Raw genomic sequence first — 21,373 nt, 5'->3', positions numbered from 1 at the left:
GTGCATAATGCATCGTCTTATGATGGCGCTATAGGTCGCCTTATTGACGCTTTTTCTAGTCTTCCTGGAATTGGGCCTAAAGGTGCGCAGCGAATCGCTTTTTATATTCTTTCTGCCCCAGATTCTGATGCTCAAATGCTTATAGAAGCAATTAATGATGTAAAAGAGAGCGTAAGATTTTGTGAAATATGCGGTAACGTGTGCGAGCAAAGCCCATGCGTTATTTGCGCAGACCCACGAAGAGACCATACAAAAATTTGTGTAGTAGAAGAGCCTAAAGATATTATGATCGTTGAGCGCACGCACGAGTATAAAGGTGTGTATCATGTGCTTGGTGGCGCTATTAATCCAATGGCAAATATCGGTCCAGGTGATTTAACAGTTACTAAACTTTTAGAAAGACTAAAAGATACGCAAATTAAAGAAATTATTCTCGCTCTTGACCCGAATATAGAAGGTGAAGCTACAGTTACGTATTTAGCTCGTTTACTTGAACCGCTTGGGGTTAATGTTACTCGTTTAGCAAGTGGTCTTCCTGTGGGAGGAGATTTAGAGTATGCGGATGAGATAACACTAGGTAGAGCTTTTGCTGGAAGACAAAGCGTTTAATTTAACTCAAACTTATGAAAGTGTTTTATGCGTATCTGAAACTTTATTAAAATAGGGCATAGTTGGTAATCTAATTTTGATATTGGTTGGTAAGCTTGTAACTCGTTTTGCGCGTTACCCGAGCTTAAGGGGTGAAAATTGGCGCTTATTGTACAAAAATACGGCGGCTCGTCAGTGGCAGATACTGAAGCAATACAGCGCGTAGCTAAGCGGATTCTTGACACTAAAGCTGCAGGCAATGATGTTGCGGTAGTTGTTTCTGCTATGGGAGATACCACAGATGATCTTATAGATCAGGCAATGAGTGTTAATGCTAACCCTCCTGCTCGAGAAATGGATATGCTGATGACTGCTGGCGAGAGAATTTCTATGAGCCTTCTAGCGATGGCAATTCATGCTCAGGGTTCTCACGCCTACTCTTTTACTGGTTCACAAGCTGGTTTTATGACCGATACTCAATTCGGTGCAGCTCATATTCGTGCTGTTAAACCAGATCGCGTACGTAGAGCACTAAACAAGGGTAGTGTCGCTATTGTTGCCGGATTCCAGGGTATTAGCGAAGTTGGAGACGATACTACACTTGGCAGAGGCGGTTCCGATACTTCTGCCGTTGCGCTCGCGGTTGCTTTAGGTGCGGATGTTTGCGAAATATACACTGATGTTGATGGCGTTTTTACTGCAGATCCGCGTATTGTTCCTACAGCTAAAAGAATTCCAGTTATTGATTACGATTCAATGTTAGAGATGTCGTCATGCGGTTCTAGAGTTCTTGCACTTCGTTGTGTAGAGTATGCGCAACGTTTTAACATGCCTCTTCATGTGAGAAGTTCTTTCTCTCATCGCAATGGCACATTAATTGTTCCTAAAGGCACAGATTTAAATAGTTTGCCGAATTTGGGTTGAATCTAAAACAAAGTTAAACGCAAAATAAAACGAAAATACGAAAATTAAAACTAATTAAGACGTACTCAACAAATAAGGGCGGTAAAAATGGTAAGTCAAGATATTCGTTCTACCATGGGTGACTTGTTCCCGGATTTGGGTCCGGAAGCACCTGTTATTTCAGGTGTTGCTCACGATCGTAGCGAATGCATGATTACGGTACGCGGAATTCCTGATATGCCTGGTATGGCTTCTAAAGTGTTTACTGCTCTTGCGAAAGCAGGAATTAACGTCGATATGATTGCGCAAGCTAGCGCGTCTACCGGTACTGCTGATATTTCTTTAACAGCTCCAAGTTCATCTTTGGAAGATATGCGTCGAGTGCTTGAAGAAGCACATGGTGAGTTGCAATTCACTTCTATGGACGTAGATCCAACTGTAGGGAAAGTTGCGGTTGTTGGAGTTGGTATGAAAACTCAATCAGGTTTGGCTGCAAAGTTCTTTAAAGCACTTAGTGAACACAATATTAACGTGTTGATGATCTCCACTTCTGAAATTCGTATTGCTGCTCTTGTGCCAATTGAGCAGCTTGATGACGCTGTTCGCGCTTTGCACACGTCTTATGGATTGGACGCAAGTAAAATAGAAGCCGTAGTTTATGGCGGAAGCGGTCGCTGAAATTAGTCGAATCGCATATTTTGAAAGTTACGTAGAGAGTTTTATAAAGGTGAGATAGAGATGACAATTATCAATGAAATCGGCGTAAATGTAGCAGTTTTGGGAGCTACCGGTCAAGTTGGTATGGTAATGCGTCGCGTACTTGACGAGCGTGATTTTCCTGTTCGTGACTTGCGTTTTATGGCTTCTGCTCATTCCGCTGGCACTATTTTGCAATACCGTGGTAAAGACGTAGTTGTAGAAGACGTGGAAAAAGCTGATTTGCATGGTATTGATATCGCTATTTTTTCTGCTGGTGGTGGTACTTCCAAAGTGTGGGCTCCTCGCTTTGCTGAAGCTGGCGCAATCGTAGTAGATAATTCTTCTCAATGGCGTATGCATAATGACGTGCCGCTGGTAGTTTCTGAAGTAAATCCGGAAGATCTCGATAATATTCCTAGCGGAATAGTTGCTAATCCTAACTGCACAACTATGGCATGCATGCCTGTATTAAAGCCACTTTCTGATGCTTTTGGTCTGAAGCGTTTGATTGTATCATCGTATCAAGCTGTTTCTGGAGCTGGTCGCGCTGGTGCTTTGCAGCTTATGAATGAAGCTCAGGCTGCGCTAGATCAGGGTGCAGATAAGCTAGTTTTTGACGGAAGCGCGATTAATTTCCCTGAGCCTACAAAAGTTGTTCGAACTATCGCTTTTAACGTAGTTCCGTTTATTGGCGCAATCGTTGATGACGGTTCAGAAGAAACAGACGAAGAGCAAAAGTTGCGTAACGAAAGTCGTAAGATTTTGCATTTGCCTAATCTTGCAGCTTCTTGCACTTGCGTGCGAGTTGGCGTTTTTACAGGCCACGGTATGAGCGTTAATGCTGAGTTTGAGCGCGATGTAACTCCAGATATGGCTCGAGAAGTATTGCGGAATGCTGCAGGAGTTGAACTTAATGATATTCCAACTCCACAGTTAGCTGCTGGTAAGTCAGCAAGTTACGTTGGTAGAATTCGTCAAGATCAAGCTGTAGAAGGTAAACGCGGATTATCTTTGTTTATTTCGAACGATAATCTGCGTAAGGGAGCAGCTTTGAACGCTGTGCAATTAGCAGAAATAGTAGCTAAAAAGCGACATTTTGTAGATTAATTTCCATATTGTTATGCTCGCGATTGTGTAAATCTTTGCGTAAACTGGAAACATGTCAATAGCATCAGAAGTAGTAAAGCAGCAGTTGAACCGCATTGTAGCTCTCGGATATCCGGATGTTGCGGATATGAGTGAATCGGATTTCAGAATTCTTGCTAATCCTCTGCTTAATGCGCTTGATAGTAGTAATCTTGGCGAGAATATTCTTCTTGTTCCTACTCGTAAACTTGTGTCTCCGGAATCACTTATTGCTAGAACTAGCATAAACCGTATGGCAGGTTTTACTACTATGCCGCCTAGAGATATTCTAAGTTTTCTTCCGCGAGATGATTTTGATTTCCAGAACGAGTCGTTTTATTTGGTAATTGAACCGCATATGGGCACTTCGTATTTGAATCGTGAACCAGATGTTGCTTTGAAACTAATTGATTCAGATGAGCGTTTGCCTCTTACTCTTGAAGAGGGATTGGCAATGGTAACGCAGCACACTGATTGTTTAGAAAGCAAGAATGGTTTTAACTTGCTAGGTTCACGTAGTGCAGATGGTAGAGTTCCTAGTATTTGGATGAGCCAGGGTGCTCCTAGATTAGGATCGGTTTGGCCTAATTCTCGTCACACTTGGCTTGGCAATGCCTATTGTATTAAACGTTGCGGTGTATCATCTTTGGCTAATCTTTAATATGCCAGCAAAAATATGTTGCACATAACGTGTCTGCTTGATGCGGTGCAAGAATAATTCTAGTAATATTGTTTTATAATTATTTGCATAAGTTGGGTACTTGTTCAGTGGTAAAGAGAGTGCATCGTGGCATATATAACGTTTGATCATGTGGTAAAAGAATATCCTTCTGGTTCTGGAGTCGTTCGTGCTCTTGATGATGCGAGTTTTACTGCAGAACTTGGTCAGCTTACAGTGATTTTAGGTGCTTCTGGCGCTGGAAAAACCACTGCGTTAAACATTTTGGGTGGCATGGATACGGCAACTAGCGGCAAAGTTATCGTAGGCGATTGTGACGTTACTAAATTAAGCGGACGCAGTTTAGTGCGGTATCGTAGAGAAGACATAGGTTTCGTTTTTCAGTTTTATAATCTTGTTCCAAATCTAACTGCTTTAGAAAATGTTGAGCTTGCTTCACAGATTTGTGCAGATCATTTTGATCCTGCACAAACGTTAATTGATGTTGGTTTAAAAGATAGGCTTCATAATTTTCCTGCTCAACTTTCTGGTGGAGAGCAGCAGCGTGTGTCTATTGCGCGAGCTCTTGCTAAAAAACCGAAATTGCTGCTTTGCGATGAGCCTACCGGAGCTTTAGATTACGAAACTGGTAAAGCTGTTTTGCAACTTCTGCAAGATATTTGTCGTACAGAAGGAATGACAGTTCTTATTATTACTCACAACGCTGCTATAGCTCCTATGGCTCATAAAGTTGTACGTTTCCGTTCGGGTAAGGTTGTAAGCGAAACTGTGCAGGAACATCCTAAGGCAATTGCAGATATTGAGTGGTGATGTGCTATGAGAGGCGGTAATCGAGTTCATAACAAGCGTACTCACTCTATACTTCCGATTGTATTTATTAGCGCTGTGAGAATGTGGGTTCGTGAGTGGCGAAGATTTTGCGTATTAGCAGTTATAGCGATGCTTGGCGTTGCTGTTATGACAGGCATTTATGCTGGCTGCAACGATATGCTGCTTGGCGCGAATGATATGTACAATAATCTCCACTCTTACGATTTGCAAATTGCATCAACTCTTGGTTTAACTAAGGATGATGTTGACGCAATTAAAAAACTTCCGGGCATAAGTGAAGTTAGTGCGGAACGTTCGTGGAAGTCAACTGCGCATCCTCTGAATGATGAAAATTCGTCTTATGCGATGAATATGGTTCAGTACAATCATTCAGATAACAAGTTAAATCGTTTGCATTTGTTACATGGTAGAATGCCAGCAAAATCTGGTGAAGCTGTTGTAACGCAACGATTTTTGCACGATAGTGGATTGCGTATTGGCAGTACTGTAGTAGTTAGCGTGCAGAGAATTTTTCAAGATGCTAATTCTAAAAATTTTGAGTCTAAAAATTCTGAATCGAAAAACGAAAGTAATTCAAAAAGTGTTGAAGAGAATACTGAGGAAACTTATACTTTGCGAATTACTGGAAGTGTTCTAGACAGTAAAGATTTAAATAATCCTGACGGATACCAGTCTAAAGCTTTTAGAAATTCTGTTACGTCGCGTTATCCGATTTTTACTTCTGCGGCCCCGAACAATGTAGAAAATCTTCCGTATACTGCAATATCTGTTCGTTTAAGCGATGCTCAACATGTGAATACTTTTTCACAGAAATACCGAGGGATTGTTGCTGAAGCATCTGAGCAAATTCGCAATAGTGTGCAATTTACTCGCGAAAAAGCTCGTCGTGAGCAGGTTATTAGCGAAAAGATTAATAGTGTAGTTAACGGCATTATTTCCGCAAATCCTGCGCTAAATAAAGCACCTGAATCTGTGTTAAAGAAAGCTCGTGAACAGATTCGAGAAAGCGTTGAGCCAAAAATTCAAAAAAGTGTTCCTCAAGCGAGATGGTATATTTCTACTCGCATATCAAATGACAGTTACGCTAGTTTGCGTTCCGACGTTTCCTCAATACAGTCACTTGGCTATGCTTTCCCGGCAGTTTTTCTTGTAGTTGCTATGATGATGAGTTTAACTGCTATGGCTCGCATGGTAGAAGAAGAACGAGGATTGATTGGTACTTACTTAAGTTTGGGTTATGGTCGTTCCGCTGCAGTAACAAGGCACGCTTTCTTTGCAATATTCGCTTGTTTTATTGGCGGCGGAATTGGCGATATTTTGGGCTTCTTGGCTATACCATCTTTGCTGCTTAAGATTTTGCGCGGATTATACGCTGTTCCTGGTGTAGCTTTACGATACGACTGGCTTTATGGCTCGCTGTGTGTGCTCGCTTTTGTTATACCGGTTGCAATATGCACAATTGTTGTAAGTTGGAGAGAGACAAAACAGGTTCCAGCAGCGTTACTGCGGCCTAAATCTCCAAAAGCTGGAGCCAGAGTATTTTTGGAAAGATTGCCATTTATTTGGAATCGTCTCAGCTTCTTAAATAAAGTTGCGATACGTAATTTGGCTCGCTTTAAGGGTAGACTTTGCATGACTATTGGCGGAGTTGCAGGATGCACTGCGCTTATAGTATGCGCATTAGCATTAAACGATACTGTAGCAACCTTAGGATTACGACAGTATGAGGGAATTTACAAATATGATGCTATTGCAATTGCGGCTCCTGGCTCTTTCCAGAGTTTGAAGGAAAGTGTTGAGAAAGATAAGTCCAATAAGATTGTTGAATCAATGCTTCCGTCTTTTGTAAGTTCTGGAGAAATTTCTAAATATCAGGGAAATCAATCTAATAATGCATCTAAGCAACATAATGTTGAAGATTCTGAAAGCGTACAGATGATCGTCGTCAGAAATACGGATGCCTTATCTAAAATGGTTAGATTGCAAGATATTAATAATAATCTGAAAGAAATTAAATTAGACGACGAAGGCCCTCTTCTTTCACAAAGTGCAGCTACTTCTTTAGATATTTCTCGCGGTAATGAAATTACAATAACAAATACAAGTTTTAAGCGTGCAAGAGTGAAAGTTCGCGCTATAGTACGCAATCTTATTGGATCTAATATGTACATGACTTTGCGCTGCTACGAGCGTTTATTCGGAAGTAGTGGCGGTAAAGTATTGCAACCTAATGCACTTATGCTACGTTTTCGTGGAAACGACAAATTTAAAATCAAGTATGCTAATCAGATTGCAGACAGAGATGGTGTTCTAGCGGTAATGAATATTACTCGCATGAAATGCTCATTTAGCTTTGATCTGATGAATGCTGTTGTGGCTCTTATAGTTACGCTTGCTGCTGGCTTGGCTTTAGCGGTGCTTTTCACTTTGGCTAGTACGAATATTTCTGAGCGAACGCGAGAAATGGCAACTCTTAAAGTGTTAGGTTTCTACCGTAGAGAAGTGCATTTGTATGTTCATAAAGAGATGCTTACACTCACAGTAATTGGCATACTTGTTGGTTTGCCATTGGGTAGACTTATTGCTGGTTTGCTTACTGGTGCTTTACGCATGCCGTCACTATATTTCGAGGTTGAAGTTGCACCATTAAGCTACTGTATTGCAGGTTTTGCTACCTTAATATTCGCTTTAATAGTGCAGTTTGCAACGAACCCTGCGCTAGATCGTATTGATCCGGTTAGTTCGCTTAAAAGTGTCGAATAGTGAATATCAAAAGTTAGTATTTATGAGAGTTTAACTGAATAGTTAAGGGTTCCTATAAAATTGAAGGTTCGTGGTCGTTAAGAAACGGAGTTGTAGTTATGAGTAAAACAGTCAATAGCGGCGTAAATGCAGATTCTGAATTTGTGGAATCTACTGAAGCAGCTGGAAGTGACACTTCTCATAGCCAAAATTCTGAAGATAACTTTTGCGAAGATAGTGGCAACCAAGCGAACAAAATGGAGCGTAGTTTAACTAAGCGTCACGTGCAATTTATTGCTATTGGCGGAACTATTGGTACCGGTTTATTCCTTGGATCTGGAAAATCTATTAGCTTAACTGGCCCAAGTATTGTATTCGTTTACATTATTGTCGGTCTTATTATGTTTTTGCTTATGCGTGGCATAGGTGAACTCATGTATAGAGATCCAAACCAGCACACGTTTATAAGTTTTATTACGCGCTATCTTGGTAGAGGTTGGGGTAATTTTGCTGGCTGGTCCTACTGGATTGTACTAGTTCTTATAGGAATGAGTGAGATTACAGCCGTAAGTACTTACTGTGTTACATTTTTCCAAACTTTTAATATTGACGTAAGTCATTGGAAATGGCTTATAGAAGTTGTTTTCTTGGCTGCGCTTGTAGCGATAAATTTGGTTGCTGTTAAGCTTTTTGGAGAAACAGAATTCTGGTTCTCAATGATTAAAATTACGCTTATAGTTGCGCTTATTGTTACTGCTGCGGTTATGGTTGTTATTGGATATAACTATCCTGCAACTGTTATGCATGATGGTTCTTTGAGCCCAGCTGGGCATGCCGGCTTTGATAATATTTTCAACAGTTTCTCTTTGATGCCAAATGGTTGGCTTGCGTTTTTGATGAGTTTCCAAATGGTTTTCTACGCTTATCAGCTTATTGAGTTTGTAGGTGTTACTGTTTCTGAAACGAAAAATCCTCGCCAAGTTTTGCCAAAAGCTGTAAACGAGATTATTATGCGAATTTTAATATTCTACGTTGGTGCTCTTGTGGCAATTATGCTAATTGTTCCATGGCAGCAGTTTAAGGCTACGAACGCTGAAGGCTCATTCATGTCGCCATTTATTATGGTCTTCCAGTATGCCGGATTGCATTGGGCATCTGCGCTTGTTTTCTTCGTTGTGATTACGGCTGCATCTTCTGCGCTTAACTCTCTTCTTTACTCTGCTGGAAGACATATGTATCAGATTGCTCTTGAGTCTCCGTCTCCTTTGTTGGGTAAGTTGCGTAAGGTTTCTCATGCTAAAGTGCCTGCTCGCGCAATCTTATTCTCTTCTTCTCTGATACTTTTATCTCCAATTATTAATTCAATTCCTGGAGTGCATGGAGCGTTTATAGTTTTTGCTTCTGCATCTTCTGCTGTAATTATTATGATTTACATACTTATTATGGTTACGCATTTAAAGTATCGTAAATCTGCTGATTTTATGCCTGATGGTTTTGTAATGCCTCATTACAAGCTTCTTAATTCCATCACAATTGCTTTCTTTGCGTTTGTGTATATGACTTTGTTTATTAGTGATGATACGCGTGCTTCTGCAATAGGTGGTTTAATATGGCTTGTGCTTTTTGGAGGATACTGCGCATTGCATGAGCATTGGCAGAATCGTGATTTAGCAGCAGCTTTAGGTAAATAGCAAATTTGAGTATTTTTAAATTTTGCTTTTAAACAAACTTTTGCAACTCCGTCTCACTACATACTTGCAATTTCTGTTATGCTTTTTGTGTGCGAATTATTGTTGCAGATTGTAGTGCTGAATATACAGGTAGATTAAATGCTACGCTTCCACTAGCTAAGCGTGTTCTTCTTATTAAAGCTGATGGCAGTGTTCTGATCTTTTCGGAACTTGGAGCGTATAAGCCGCTTAATTGGATGGTTGCTCCTTGCACTATGCGCATACTTCAAAAAGAAAATGGAGAAGAGTCTGCTTCCAGCGAGCTTGCTGATGGTTGCGTTCTTCGTGTTGCTGCAGAAAAAAGTGATGATTTACTAAAGATTTCTTTAGAACATGTATATAGTGACAGTACTTATGACTTGGGTGAGGATCCGGGTCTAATTAAGGATGGCGTTGAAGATCATTTGCAGCGATATTTGGCTGAACAGATTGAGCGTATTGGAGATGGCGCAAAGCTTATTCGTCGTGAGTATCCGACTGCTATCGGCCCGGTAGATATTATGGCTCAGGATGCTGAAGGCGTACATGTTGCGATTGAGATTAAGCGTCATGGTGGTATTGACGGTGTTGAGCAGCTCACTAGATACTGCGAGTTATTGAATAGGGATCCACTTTTGAAGCCTGTTCGTGGCATTTTTGCTGCACAAACAATTAGCCCGCAAGCGCGAGTTTTGGCGGAAGATCGTGGTTTTACTTGCCTGATTCTTGACTATGATGATATGCGCGGTGTTGAGTCCAACGACATTCTTTTGTTCTAAATCTTCGTGATTTTTCACCGTTTCGTAATTATTATTACATGCGTAATTAGTACATACGCAATTAGTACATGCTTACTTTGTATTAGAACGCTTTTGTTTTATATTTTTTAGATGCATAATCAAAAACCCCTCCATAAGGAGGGGTCTGCCATTCGCGAATTGCTAGTTAAAGCATTTTGCAAATACTTTGAAATTTGTGAATCTCACGAAGCGTAAAGAATATCAATTACGAAATAAAGAGTTGAATTTGCAGGAATTATTACGTTTCCTTGCGCATCCTTCTTGTCTTCCTTACCGTAACCATCTTCTGGTGGAATTACCAAAAGAACTTGTGATCCCACTTTCTTTCCGGCTAAACCTTTAATCCATCCTGGAATTACTTGTCCGTCGAGTGAGAAATCTGCAGGTGTTCCGCGTGTCCATGACGAATCAAACTGATGCAGCTTGCCGTCCTTATCTGTAGTCCATCCAGCGTAATGAACGGTGACTGTGCTTTTCGCGCTCACTTCTTTGCCAGTTCCTTCAATCAGAGTCTGAGAAACAAGCTTTCCATCTGGAACGTAGTTGTTCTTATCTAAGGATGGGGCTCCAGATTTATCAAGAGTTACCTTCGGCAAATTTGCAGGAATGTTAGTTACAGCTTTACCAGTTGCTTTAGTTATTGTCTTTTCGACAGAAAGAAGAGTTAAAGCCATAACATACGGATCATCTTTACCTTTTGCCGGAATTCCAAGTGCAATAGTAGTTCCAGTAGGTTTTTTATTTATAACTGCGTAAGTCTGTTTAGTCATATTTTTCTTATTTATGACTAGAGTGCAATCGGGCTTATTTTTATCCCAGGTATTCATAACCTCTTTGCCGGTTTTAGCATTATAGATAATGCCGTGAGAGCATACTCTTTCACCGTCTTTTACCTCTTTACCGTTGCCTCGCTGCAAAATTGCGTAAGAGTTATCAGGAACTTTTAGAGGAGCTTTGAAAGTAATCTTTGGTTTTTTAAATAAATCACCAGATGCGCTTATACCTTCGATCAATTTCATTCCGGCTTTTTCGGCAGCATCGTCTTTCATAGAGTTGTTGTCATTGCCACAAGATGCAAGTCCTGCGCATAATGCTATTGCGCTTAAAATTGCTAATAATCGTGCTGTAAATTTTGTTTTTTGCATACGCTTACATTACCGCTTGATACTGATTTTATAGAAAAATATCATTGGTGTGAAAAGATTGTAGAATAGTAAATGTTATGACCAAAAATGTGACTTATAGTATAAGCAAAAATGATAGTACTCAGCATGAGGAGAGAATTTGCATGCAGCAATCTTCTAAACGTTCTCGACGTGTGCGCTATATTATAGCCTCAATATTTGGAATATTGGCAGTGCTGAGTGCGACGTTGGGTGTAATGAATGCAACTGTTTGGAAACCAGAGCAGGTCATTATAGCTCACGCTCGTGTGAGTGGGGCACAGTATATAGTAACCGACCCAGGTGTTATGAATCTTGTAGATAGTCGTGTTCGTATTTCTGCTGCAGTAGAAAAATCTCGCAAGCCTGTTTGCATAGCAGTCGGTTTAACAAAAGATATTAAAGGTTGGACTTCTGGGTCTTCTGTTCAGCATATTACTGGACTTAAAGATTGGAAAACTCTTTCGGTAAAACTTGTTAAATCTCAAGAAAAAATGAAAACAGATAAGCCGGAAGATCCAGACGTACCGTTTAAAGAATCCGATATGTGGTCGGAAGCAAACTGTCAGCTTGGATTAGCGAAACTTTCTGCGGACGTGTCTGATTTTGTGCAATCTAGTAATGCTGCATCTTATGATCATGCTGTTTCTATGGGAAATGTGGACAAAACTGGTAAAAACAAGAATGTTCATAATGATGATAAAGGCGCAAACAATCAAGCTTCAGAAGCTGCTCGTTCACAAAAATTAAATCATGCAATAATTATTGATCTTGGTTCTAATAATCGTGTAGCGCACATTGAAATGCGCTGGAGACGACACAGCATACCTGATTTTGTAACGCCATGGTATTTGACTGCAGCATTATTTGCAGTACTTATGGTTTTAGCAGCTACAGTATTTGCAATGTCGCCGCATCGCAGAAGAAATCAGCGTATTGTTGCAAAACGTAACGGTTCTTTGCGCGTAACTTCTGAGCGTCGTGAAGAAGTTAGTTTCTCAGAAGCCTTTGCTGGAACTATGGTTGGTTTATTCGGAAAATCCAATCACCACAAGGGTTCTGCTGGGGCTCATGCGCGTCACGGAACTAAACGCCATGTGTATTCACAATCTGATATCAATAACGCAAATACTGTTTCTATTTCAGTACGTACAAATGAGAATTCAGATAGCAATTCTGATAATAATTCCGAGCATAGTTCGTCTAATTCTCTTGAAGATACTACAGTAATTTCTCCTGACGAACTTAAAGCATACTTTGCAAGATTAGCTAAAGAAGATGGAGTTAGTTTAACTGTCGACAATGCTGCTGAAAAGTCTGATTCTTATAAAGATTCCAGCTTTGATAGTAAGAAGAATAATGACGAAAATGATATGCGCTCTAACGACTTTAAGAATAAGAAAACTCGCAAAACTAGCGCGCATGCTGTTCGTAAAAGTTTCGACAATAAACACAAAACTCAGGTAAATAGCGAAAATCAGCAAAATTCGTATGATTCTTCTAAAAACGTGACTGAAAAGGACGAAGAGAAGAAAAATCATAATTCCAGTGGGAAAAATAATGAAGGCCGCAATACTCGCGAGTTTTCAAAGCGTAGACTGAACGATGGCAATAATCGCAATTCAGGTAGCTCAAAGCGTGGCGAAAATAATACTAAAAATGGCAATGGGAATGCTAGTGAAACTGCTAACGGAACTAGTCGCGGAACTACTCATGGAAGAAATCGCCGCAATTCAGGGAAATCTTACGCTAAAAGCGATGCGCGCGAACGCTCAAATAATCAAAAATCTGATTCGAACGAATATGGCTACTATCGAAAAGGTGCTCATCGTCAGGATAAATCCTATAGGCGCAACGAAAATTCAAAGAAAAATAGTGCCATTAATTCTATGAATAATCACTCAAAAAATAATTACGATAACCAAAGCAAAAGTAATCAAAGTGACAGTAAGCAAAATAGTAAAACTAATCAAAATGAAAATACGCGTTATGGTCAGAGGAAACAAGATACTTCTGCTGATATGCAACGCGATAAACGCAAGAAAACAGTGCGAAACAGCAACACAAACGGACAGAGGAAGGCGTGAAAATATGCGTAGTAAAGTGCGTGGAATGTTTCGTAAAACAGTGTCCTGCTTGTCTATTTGTTTAGTTTCTACTATGACTTTGAGCTTAACCGCATGTAATGGTCAAGTACCAAAACCGTCTGAGCCTCACGCTTCTAAAGAAATTCCAGACGTAACGCTTTTTAAAGAAAAAGATATTCGTCTTGGAATATTGCGAAATTTGGAGAAAGCTAGCGAAACTCGCAATATTTCTGATTTAAATCGTTATTTGAGCGGTCCAGCTTTAGATATTAGGGCTAGTGAATTAACTGTTGCTGCCGCTACAGGCAATCTAGATCCTAAAACTACAATTCCTAAAGCGGTAGCGCAGTCGATTGTGCCTGTTAATTCAGACTGGCCGCGCGATGTAATAACTATTACTACAACAACAAAAGATCAGCAATCTAGGCGTTTGCTTGTTATAAGGCAGCAGAGAGCTAAAACTAATTACAAATTGTGGGCTGTAGCTAGACTTTTCCCAGGAGTTCATCTTCCAAAGTTTGCTGTGCCATCTATAGGTTCAGTAATGGGCAAGGTTGACGATAAGGGCTTGATTATGACCCCTAAAGATGCTGTTAGTGCATATGCTGATGTTCTACAGCATGGGAATAATAGCAAGTTTGCAAAAAACTTTGATAAAGATTATTTGCGTTCGAAACTTGAAGAACTTAGCAAAGCTGTTCAAGAAGGATTAGAGCGAAACAATGGTTCGCAAGAGCAAATTTTTACACCTTCTGAAAATCAAATAAGTTCCATGAGAGCTAGTGATGGAAGTGAACTTGTGGTCGCGCGCATTGATTCCGTGTGGACTCGTGTTGCTGGAAGTGGGCGTCAATCTCGTCCTGCTTCTGATGAAGAAAAAGCTCTTTTTGGAGACTCTCAGGCAAAAGGAACTATAAAAGTTACTTATGCGAATGTTATTGCGCTAGTAATTCCTCCTGCAGGATCAAATATGAAAATTATGCCTGTTGGCGCAGAACGGCAGCCAATTAAAGTTGAAGCGCTGTGATTAATAAATAATTTGTGTTTCTTAACGTAATTAGTAATCATTAACAAGTGAGGTAATAATGGTAAATGAAAATCGACAAACTATGAATCCAGGAGGGTTTTCTCTTGCTGGAGCAGTCGATTTGGAAGGCGTAAAACGTCGTGTAGAAGCACAGGCTAAGCAGTCAGCAAAGTTAGCTTCTGGCGAAAATGTTCCTCGCGCGCCTAAAGCTGGTGGTTACGTTATTGATGTTAATGATCAATCGTTCCAAGCCATGGTTCAGACTTCAGTTAGTTTCCCTATAGTGTTACTCGTATGGCAGTCGAATGATGAAACTTCGTTTGATGTTGCTACAAAATTAGCCGAAGCTGTTAATTCACTTGATGGGCGTATGCAGCTTGCGCGTATAGATGCAGATTCTAGTCCTTCAATAGCTCAAGCCTTGCGTGCTGAGCAATTTCCTGCAATTTATGGTCTTATTGGTGGTAGGCCTATGCCTATATCGCAAGGTTTGCCAAGTGATGATGAACTGAATCAGATTTGCACTGCGATTTTGCCTCAACTAGTGCAGGTTGCTGAACGATCTGGAGTTGCTGGGACTGCGCCTTTTGTAGAAAAAAATGACGATTCTGATTCTAATTCGAGTACTTCTGACGATATTGAGAATAAATCTGAAGAAATTCCTCCTGCTCACGAACGCGCTCATTCGCTTGCTTTGCAAGGAGATTATGCTGGAGCTGCTGCTGAGTATGCGAAAATTGTTGAGGAAGATCCTCATGATGTTCTTGCTGTGCGCGAGCATGCGAAAGCATTACTTCTTGCTCGCAATTCCGATACGGATGTAGCTGCTGTTCGTAAAGCTGCTGGAGATGACCCGAATAGTGTTGAAGCGCAGCTTGCTGTTGCTGATGTAGATATGATTGACGGTCATATAGATGATGCGTTCAGTCGTTTGCTTGATTTCCTGGCTGCAGGACATCGTGCTGATGCGGAAACTGTTCGTTCTCGCATGCTTGAGTATTTTGCTATGCTACCTGCAGGAGATGAGCGTTTAGCTCGCGCTCGGCGTCGCTTGTCTGTGCTTCTTTACTGAATTATATTTTTACTGAGTTTGTAAGGGCGACGGTTAGTTTATAACGATATCTCAAAAGACAATGAAAAAAGCCAAGAACCACAACAATCGTGAGAATTTTGTGTGATTCTTGGCTTTTTAGTAGCGGGGCATGGATTTGAACCATGGACCTCTGGGTTATGAGCCCAGCGAGCTACCGAGCTGCTCCACCCCGCGTCGGCTACTTTTAGCAGCTCTATCTACAATAGGTATAAATTATAATTTGTCAACTTCGGCGTGTCTTTTATCTCTATAGGTATCTGATAACTTCCTCTTTTTTAAAGTTGCCGTGCGTGTGAATATAATAATCACATGCCTATTAAGATTCCTGAAGGTCTCCCAGCTCGAGACATACTTGATGATGAGCGTATTTTTGCACTTGAACGTCCAGAAGCAGAACAGCAGAGAGTGAGACCACTCAGGATTCTGATTTTGAATCTTATGCCAAAAAAAATCGAGACAGAAACGCAACTTTTGCGTCTTATATCAAAATCGCCTTTGCAGGTTGATGTCGATTTTATGAAAACTTCTACGCATACGTCTACTCATGTTAGTGCTGATCATTTAGTGAAGTTTTACGAAAATCTCGATGCGCTGAAAAACAATTATTATGACGGTTTTGTTGTTACAGGTGCTCCAGTTGAACATATGAAATTTGAGGATGTTGATTACTGGCAGGAATTTACGCAGATTCTTGATTGGGCTTCTACTCATGTTTTTTCAACGATGTATTTGTGTTGGGGAGCGATGGGTGCTCTTTATTATCGATACGGCGTAAAAAAGCATGTATTAAGTGAGAAAATTTTTGGAGTATTTCCGCAATATTTGCAAGACGAGTATTGTTTTCTCACTAACGGTTTTGATGAGATAGCGTTACAACCGCATTCTCGTGTTGCAAGTGTTGATATTGACGATATTGCTGCAAATAGTCAGCTTCAGGTGCTTACTTGTGGTCCTGAGTCTGGTCCTGGATTAGTTGCTACTCGTGATTTTTCTGAAGTTTTTGCATTAGGACATTGGGAGTATGGGAAGATGACACTTGCTCAGGAATATGAGCGAGATATGGCTAAAGGATTAAGTAATGTTCCTTTCCCTAAAAACTATTTTCCTCATGATGACGCAAGTTTGGAACCGCTTTTTGCATGGCGTGCGCATGCGAATTTGCTGTGGCGTAACTGGCTTAACTGGGTATACGAAACTACGCCTTACAATTTAGTTGATATTCCTCAGTTGCGTTCTACTGGAAAGTTGGGTACAGATAGATCTATACGTCACGAGCCTGTACCTGCGCGCTCTGATGGTTTTTCTCCTTTTATTGAGTATGGTTACGGTGTGCAAAAATAGTGCCTGTACTGTTAATAATTATTAATAAATCTCTATTAAATTACTAAAAAAGCGTTATAAGAGTGTCAAACATTTTCAGTATTTTGTTTCTTTATTTTAAAAAGTAAAGGAATTTTCAATAACTTTTACAGTGTTTGCCTTAATATGATGAAATTTTTTTGTTTTTTGAGATTTTATTTGGATATAAGCTATTTTGAATCAAAAATATGTACAAGCACAGAGTAAAATCAGCTTTTGGATATAGTTTTTCGTTTCGTGCCCCGCGCCTTGCGAAGAAAATTTGTTGGTAGATAGTTTGTACATTGCTACGTGCAATAAGCGGTACTGTTAAAGGCGTGTGAACGAGATATTTAAGGAGGCACCATGAATGGAATGCTTGAAGCTTTGACGAAAACCACAGCGGTAGCTTCGTCTGTAGCTTCTTCTAGGCCAGAATTACCTAATATTAGTGAGTTTTTGCCTCCAGAGATTTTATTCCAAGGCACACCTTTTGCCATGAATCGAATTGTTATGGTGCGTCTTATTATGGCCGTAATCGTTATGATTGTTTTTGGCATTGGTGCTGCTCGTGCAAAAGTGGTTCCAGGAAGATTCCAGAGCGTGCTGGAAATCCTGATGGACTTTGTGCGCTACAACATTGTTTACGAAATGATTGGCGAGGAACGCGGCAAGCGCTATGTGCCAATGATGTCCACGTTATTCCTCACTATTTTCTTCTTTAATCTTTGTTCTGTGATTCCAGGATTAAATATGGCTGCAACCGCAACCATTGCTTGTCCGTTGGTATTTGCTTTGTGGGTTGTTTGCCAATATCTTATTGCTGGCATTCGCGAAAAAGGTTTTTTGCGATTCTTCCGCGAAGCATTGTTCCCAGCGGGTGTGCCATGGCCGATTTACTTTATTCTTTCGCCATTGCAGCTCATAGAATTAATAATTGTGCGACCACTTTCGCTTACAATTCGTTTGTTTGCGAATATGATTGCTGGCCATTTGCTGGTGGCCACTTGTTTAGTATTCACCAATTTCTTCGTGGTGGATTCCAGCAATAAACTCCTTGCCTTAGGCGGTGCTTTGTGGCTGCTTGGTGGCATTCTGTTTACCCTATTCGAAATTATGGTAGCTGGCTTGCAGGCATTTATTTTTACAGTGCTTGCATCTGTCTATATTTCGGAAAGTTACCCGGAAGAAGAAGATAAGACTGCAGTAGCAGTTGCGTAAAAGATCGTTTATTCTTTTACTAATCGTACGGGTTTATACTGGTTACTGTTTCAACAGAAAGGAAACCAATGAATAGTATTATCGCTCTTGCAGGCCTTACCGGCAATTTGAGCATTCTTGGCTTTGCTATCGCAACTATTTCGCCTGCACTTGGCATGGCAATAGTTGTTGCTAAGGCTATGGAATCCACTGCACGTCAGCCAGAAGTTGGCAACCGCATTCAGCTCTTCATGTTCGTAGGCTTGGCATTTATCGAGGTTCTTGGTTTGCTTGGCTTCGTCTCCTACATCATGGGCAGCTGAGCTGAACGAAAAATATTGTTCAGCAACACAAAAGTGTTGAAAAGGATAGAAAGGACAAGCCATGGCGCATGCAGCCGGAAGTGATAAATTGGCATTGTTCTTGCCTGAGCCTTACGACGTATTGTGGTCGCTGGTTGTTTTAGTTATTCTTGCGGTTTTCTTCTACAAGCTTGTGCTACCAAAATTCCAGGCGATTTTTGATGAGCGTGCAGAAAAAATTGAAGGTGGAATAGCTAAAGCGGCTAAAACGCAGCAGGAAGCTGATGAGTTGAAAGCTGAGATTGAAAATGAACTCGCTCAAGCTCAGACAGATGCTGCGAAGACTCGTGAGCAGGCTCGTGCAGAAGCTTCGAAGATTGTCGATGAAGCTCGACAGCGTGCTGAAAAAGATGCTGCAAAAATTATTAGCGAAGCACAGCACTCAATTGAAGCTCAGCATAAGCATGCCATGTCCAGCCTCCAAGGAGAAGTATCGGTACTTGCCGCAGCATTGGCAGGTAAGATTTTGGCTTCAAAGCTAGATGACGATACTGTAGGCTCCAAAGTTATCGATCATGTGATTGATGAAGTAGAAGGCAGTAAGGAATCGGGACAAAACAAGTAAGCTGAGTAGAAATATAAAAACTGATCGAAATTCGTAAGTTTTAATTTCAACTCAATCACAATGTGAATTGTGTACTTGCTGTGTTTTGTTTACAACGAGGAGGTAAAGATGCCGGTAAAGGCATCGCGGGTAAGCGAAAACTTGTCGCGCACGTCATTGTCGCAAGCTCTTAGTGATGCGCATGATGAGGCGCAGCGTATTGCTGATGAGTTATCGTCGCTGATAGACACACTTAATCAGTATCCCGAGCTTTCTGACGCAATGACCGATCCAAATAGGTCTTCTGAAGATAAGTCTCGTCTAATTGACGAACTTATCGGAGGTAAAGCGCACCCTGTAGTGCTGCGAATTATGCATTATCTTGTAGGAACCTGGCACGGTGGTGAAGAGTCAGGTAAAACCGGTAGCTTCGGTGGAGCTTGGTCTGGTTTCCAGCGTGAAGCTGGCGAGACTTTGGTAACAGTTACTACCGCTCAGCCTCTTACAGATAAGCAAATCAAGCGTTTGATTGAGATCTACAGTAATAAATTGGGTCATCGTGCATACATTAACCCAATTGTGGATCCTAATGTGCTTGGCGGCATGCGTATTCAAATCGGTGACAAGATTACCGATCGTACCATGCTAATGCAGTTAAAGCAGTTGCAGCGTTCTGCTCGTAACGGTGCTTGGACACAGGAAATCAAATAAAGCTCGAGGCAATGCGGCTGTTATTGAATCAGCAGTCGTAAGTTTTATTTCATCTTTTTAAGATGAACGTATGCTAGGAAGCATACATACAGTACATAAGGAGAATTATGGCGGAACTATCTATTGATCCCGCCCTGATACGCAAGGCACTCGATGGGTTTGTCGACTCCTATGAGCCTACAGATATGCCGACTCAAGAAGTCGGCTATGTCGTGACTGCTGGCGACGGTATTGCACACGTTGCTGGTTTGTCTGGCTGCATGGCTAACGAGTTGTTGACATTCGAAAACGATACTTTAGGTCTTGCGTTTAACCTTGATGCCCACGAAATCGGCGTTGTTATTCTCGGCGATTTTACTGGAATTGAGGAAGGGCAGGAAGTATACCGCACCGGTGAGGTTTTGTCCGTGCCGGTTGGTGACGCCTATCTTGGTCGTACAGTAGATCCTTTGGGTCATCCAATTGATGGTCTTGGTGCGATTGAGTGCAAAGAGCGCCGTATTCTTGAAGCGCAGGCGCCAGACGTTATTCACCGTCATCCAGTAGACGAGCCTTTGTCTACCGGTTTGAAGGCAATTGATGCAATGACGCCAATCGGTCGAGGTCAGCGACAGTTAATCATTGGTGATCGACAGACTGGTAAAACAGCAATCGCAATAGATACGATTATTAATCAACGTACAAATTGGGAAAGTGGAGATCCTAAGAAGCAGGTTCGCTGCATTTATGTAGCAATCGGTCAAAAGGGTTCTACTATTGCTGCAGTACGTCAAAGCCTTGAAGAAGCAGGCGCTATGAAGTACACCACTATTGTGGCAAGCCCGGCTTCTGATTCTGCAGGTTTTAAGTACATTGCACCTTACACTGGTTCTGCAATCGGACAGCATTGGATGTATAACGGCAAGCATGTTTTGATTGTTTTCGATGATTTGTCGAAGCAGGCAGAAGCATACCGTTCAATTTCCTTGCTTCTTCGTCGTCCGCCTGGGCGTGAAGCTTATCCAGGTGACGTGTTCTACTTGCATTCTCGTCTGCTTGAACGTTGTGCTAAGCTTTCTGACGATTTGGGCGGCGGCTCTATGACCGGCCTTCCAATTATCGAGACTAAAGCAAACGATGTTTCTGCATACATTCCAACCAACGTGATTTCTATCACAGATGGTCAGATCTTCTTGCAGTCTGATTTGTTCAACGCAGGTCAGCGACCAGCAGTTGATGTCGGTATTTCCGTGTCTCGTGTTGGTGGTGCTGCTCAGGCTAAGGCTTTGAAGAAGGTCTCTGGCATGTTGAAGATTTCTTTGGCTCGTTACAAGTCTTTGGAATCCTTCGCAATGTTTGCTTCAGATTTGGATGCAGCTTCTAAGGCTCAGTTGACTCGTGGTGCTCGCTTAACAGAGCTTCTTAAGCAGAAGCAGTTCTCTCCTCGTTCTATGGAACAAGAAGTGGTTTCTGTTTGGGCTGGTACTCACGGAAAGCTTGATGATATTCCTGTAAAGGATGTGTTGCGTTTTGAAAGCGAATTGTTGGACTATTTGAATAATGCTACTGACATTTTGCAGGTAATTCGCGATACGGAAGACTTTACTAAGGAAACAGAAGCAAAGCTTGACGCTGCAATCGATGATTTCCGTAAGTCTTTCAAGACTTCTGCTGGTAAGCCATTGGTGGTGAAGGATTCTTTGCCTCCTGCAGAAAATCCAGCTCCTGTCGAAAAAGAGAAGCTTGTAGCTAAGCCGAAGTCCGACGCTCGCGAGTCTGGGGAGAAGTAACGT

Annotated in this window: 19 protein-coding genes and 1 tRNA gene; 18 read left to right on the top strand and 2 right to left on the bottom strand. The window is 41.3% G+C overall.

From position 1 onward, the window contains the following. The 9 genes from recR to nucS all read left to right on the top strand — a co-directional run bounded on the left by recR (position 1) and on the right by nucS (position 10,055). Complete coding sequence (gene recR, locus ACPFYS_RS03370) at positions 1–609, top strand: recombination mediator RecR (RefSeq protein WP_427875913.1); 609 nt, start codon at positions 1–3, stop codon at positions 607–609. 138 nt (positions 610–747) lie between these two features. Continuing rightward, entirely contained in the window at positions 748–1,512 is a 765-nt protein-coding gene (locus ACPFYS_RS03365; protein ID WP_427875912.1) for an aspartate kinase, read from the top strand. Between the two features lie 87 nt (positions 1,513–1,599). Beyond that, positions 1,600–2,169: an ACT domain-containing protein gene (locus ACPFYS_RS03360; RefSeq protein ID WP_427875911.1), complete on the top strand. Its 570-nt coding sequence runs from the start codon at positions 1,600–1,602 to the stop codon at positions 2,167–2,169. 60 nt (positions 2,170–2,229) lie between these two features. Further along, the gene (locus tag ACPFYS_RS03355; protein ID WP_427875910.1) at positions 2,230–3,297 is read left to right on the top strand and encodes an aspartate-semialdehyde dehydrogenase; all 1,068 of its coding nucleotides are present in this window, start codon (positions 2,230–2,232) and stop codon (positions 3,295–3,297) included. Between the two features lie 52 nt (positions 3,298–3,349). After that, positions 3,350–3,976: a DUF5701 family protein gene (locus ACPFYS_RS03350; protein ID WP_427875909.1), complete on the top strand. Its 627-nt coding sequence runs from the start codon at positions 3,350–3,352 to the stop codon at positions 3,974–3,976. A gap of 126 nt (positions 3,977–4,102) precedes the next feature. Further along, complete coding sequence (locus ACPFYS_RS03345) at positions 4,103–4,804, top strand: ABC transporter ATP-binding protein (protein WP_427875908.1); 702 nt, start codon at positions 4,103–4,105, stop codon at positions 4,802–4,804. A 6-nt stretch (positions 4,805–4,810) separates the two neighbouring features. Next, entirely contained in the window at positions 4,811–7,588 is a 2,778-nt protein-coding gene (locus ACPFYS_RS03340; RefSeq protein ID WP_427875907.1) for an FtsX-like permease family protein, read from the top strand. 236 nt (positions 7,589–7,824) lie between these two features. Next, complete coding sequence (locus ACPFYS_RS03335) at positions 7,825–9,258, top strand: amino acid permease (protein WP_427877630.1); 1,434 nt, start codon at positions 7,825–7,827, stop codon at positions 9,256–9,258. An 89-nt stretch (positions 9,259–9,347) separates the two neighbouring features. Next, complete coding sequence (nucS, locus tag ACPFYS_RS03330; protein WP_427875906.1) at positions 9,348–10,055, top strand: endonuclease NucS; 708 nt, start codon at positions 9,348–9,350, stop codon at positions 10,053–10,055. 203 nt (positions 10,056–10,258) lie between these two features. On the opposite strand, the gene ACPFYS_RS03325 is transcribed toward nucS, so the two are convergent. Continuing rightward, entirely contained in the window at positions 10,259–11,221 is a 963-nt protein-coding gene (locus ACPFYS_RS03325; protein WP_427875905.1) for an FKBP-type peptidyl-prolyl cis-trans isomerase, read from the bottom strand. Between the two features lie 77 nt (positions 11,222–11,298). Between ACPFYS_RS03325 and ACPFYS_RS03320 the strand changes: the two genes are divergently transcribed. Genes ACPFYS_RS03320 through ACPFYS_RS03310 form a run of 3 tightly spaced genes read left to right on the top strand, consistent with a single transcriptional unit; the run spans position 11,299 to position 15,425 of the window. Beyond that, the gene (locus ACPFYS_RS03320) at positions 11,299–13,326 is read left to right on the top strand and encodes a hypothetical protein (protein WP_427875904.1); all 2,028 of its coding nucleotides are present in this window, start codon (positions 11,299–11,301) and stop codon (positions 13,324–13,326) included. 25 nt (positions 13,327–13,351) lie between these two features. Beyond that, on the top strand, positions 13,352–14,353 hold the full coding sequence (locus tag ACPFYS_RS03315; protein ID WP_427877628.1) for a hypothetical protein: 1,002 nt from the start codon (positions 13,352–13,354) through the stop codon (positions 14,351–14,353). 58 nt (positions 14,354–14,411) lie between these two features. Continuing rightward, positions 14,412–15,425: a tetratricopeptide repeat protein gene (locus ACPFYS_RS03310; RefSeq protein ID WP_427875903.1), complete on the top strand. Its 1,014-nt coding sequence runs from the start codon at positions 14,412–14,414 to the stop codon at positions 15,423–15,425. Between the two features lie 121 nt (positions 15,426–15,546). On the opposite strand, the gene ACPFYS_RS03305 is transcribed toward ACPFYS_RS03310, so the two are convergent. Further along, positions 15,547–15,620 (bottom strand) — tRNA-Met (locus tag ACPFYS_RS03305). 135 nt (positions 15,621–15,755) lie between these two features. On the opposite strand from ACPFYS_RS03305, the gene ACPFYS_RS03300 reads away from it, so the two are divergent. The 6 genes from ACPFYS_RS03300 to atpA all read left to right on the top strand — a co-directional run bounded on the left by ACPFYS_RS03300 (position 15,756) and on the right by atpA (position 21,370). After that, positions 15,756–16,787, top strand: coding sequence for a homoserine O-succinyltransferase (locus ACPFYS_RS03300; protein WP_427875902.1), 1,032 nt, complete (start codon positions 15,756–15,758; stop codon positions 16,785–16,787). Positions 16,788–17,150: 363 nt separating this feature from the next. Next, entirely contained in the window at positions 17,151–18,005 is an 855-nt protein-coding gene (gene atpB, locus ACPFYS_RS03295) for a F0F1 ATP synthase subunit A (RefSeq protein ID WP_427875901.1), read from the top strand. Between the two features lie 68 nt (positions 18,006–18,073). Further along, positions 18,074–18,307, top strand: a complete 234-nt coding sequence (gene atpE, locus ACPFYS_RS03290) for an ATP synthase F0 subunit C (protein WP_427875900.1) — start codon at positions 18,074–18,076, stop codon at positions 18,305–18,307. A gap of 61 nt (positions 18,308–18,368) precedes the next feature. Further along, positions 18,369–18,911, top strand: coding sequence for a F0F1 ATP synthase subunit B (locus ACPFYS_RS03285; RefSeq protein WP_427875899.1), 543 nt, complete (start codon positions 18,369–18,371; stop codon positions 18,909–18,911). Between the two features lie 108 nt (positions 18,912–19,019). Continuing rightward, positions 19,020–19,601: a F0F1 ATP synthase subunit delta gene (locus tag ACPFYS_RS03280; RefSeq protein ID WP_427875898.1), complete on the top strand. Its 582-nt coding sequence runs from the start codon at positions 19,020–19,022 to the stop codon at positions 19,599–19,601. Positions 19,602–19,708: 107 nt separating this feature from the next. Next, entirely contained in the window at positions 19,709–21,370 is a 1,662-nt protein-coding gene (gene atpA, locus ACPFYS_RS03275) for a F0F1 ATP synthase subunit alpha (protein WP_427875897.1), read from the top strand. Positions 21,371–21,373: the final 3 nt, after the last annotated feature.

Source organism: Gardnerella sp. 2492 (assembly GCF_050320365.1).
GTDB lineage: Bacteria > Actinomycetota > Actinomycetes > Actinomycetales > Bifidobacteriaceae > Bifidobacterium.
This window is presented reverse-complemented; position numbering and strand designations above follow the sequence as displayed.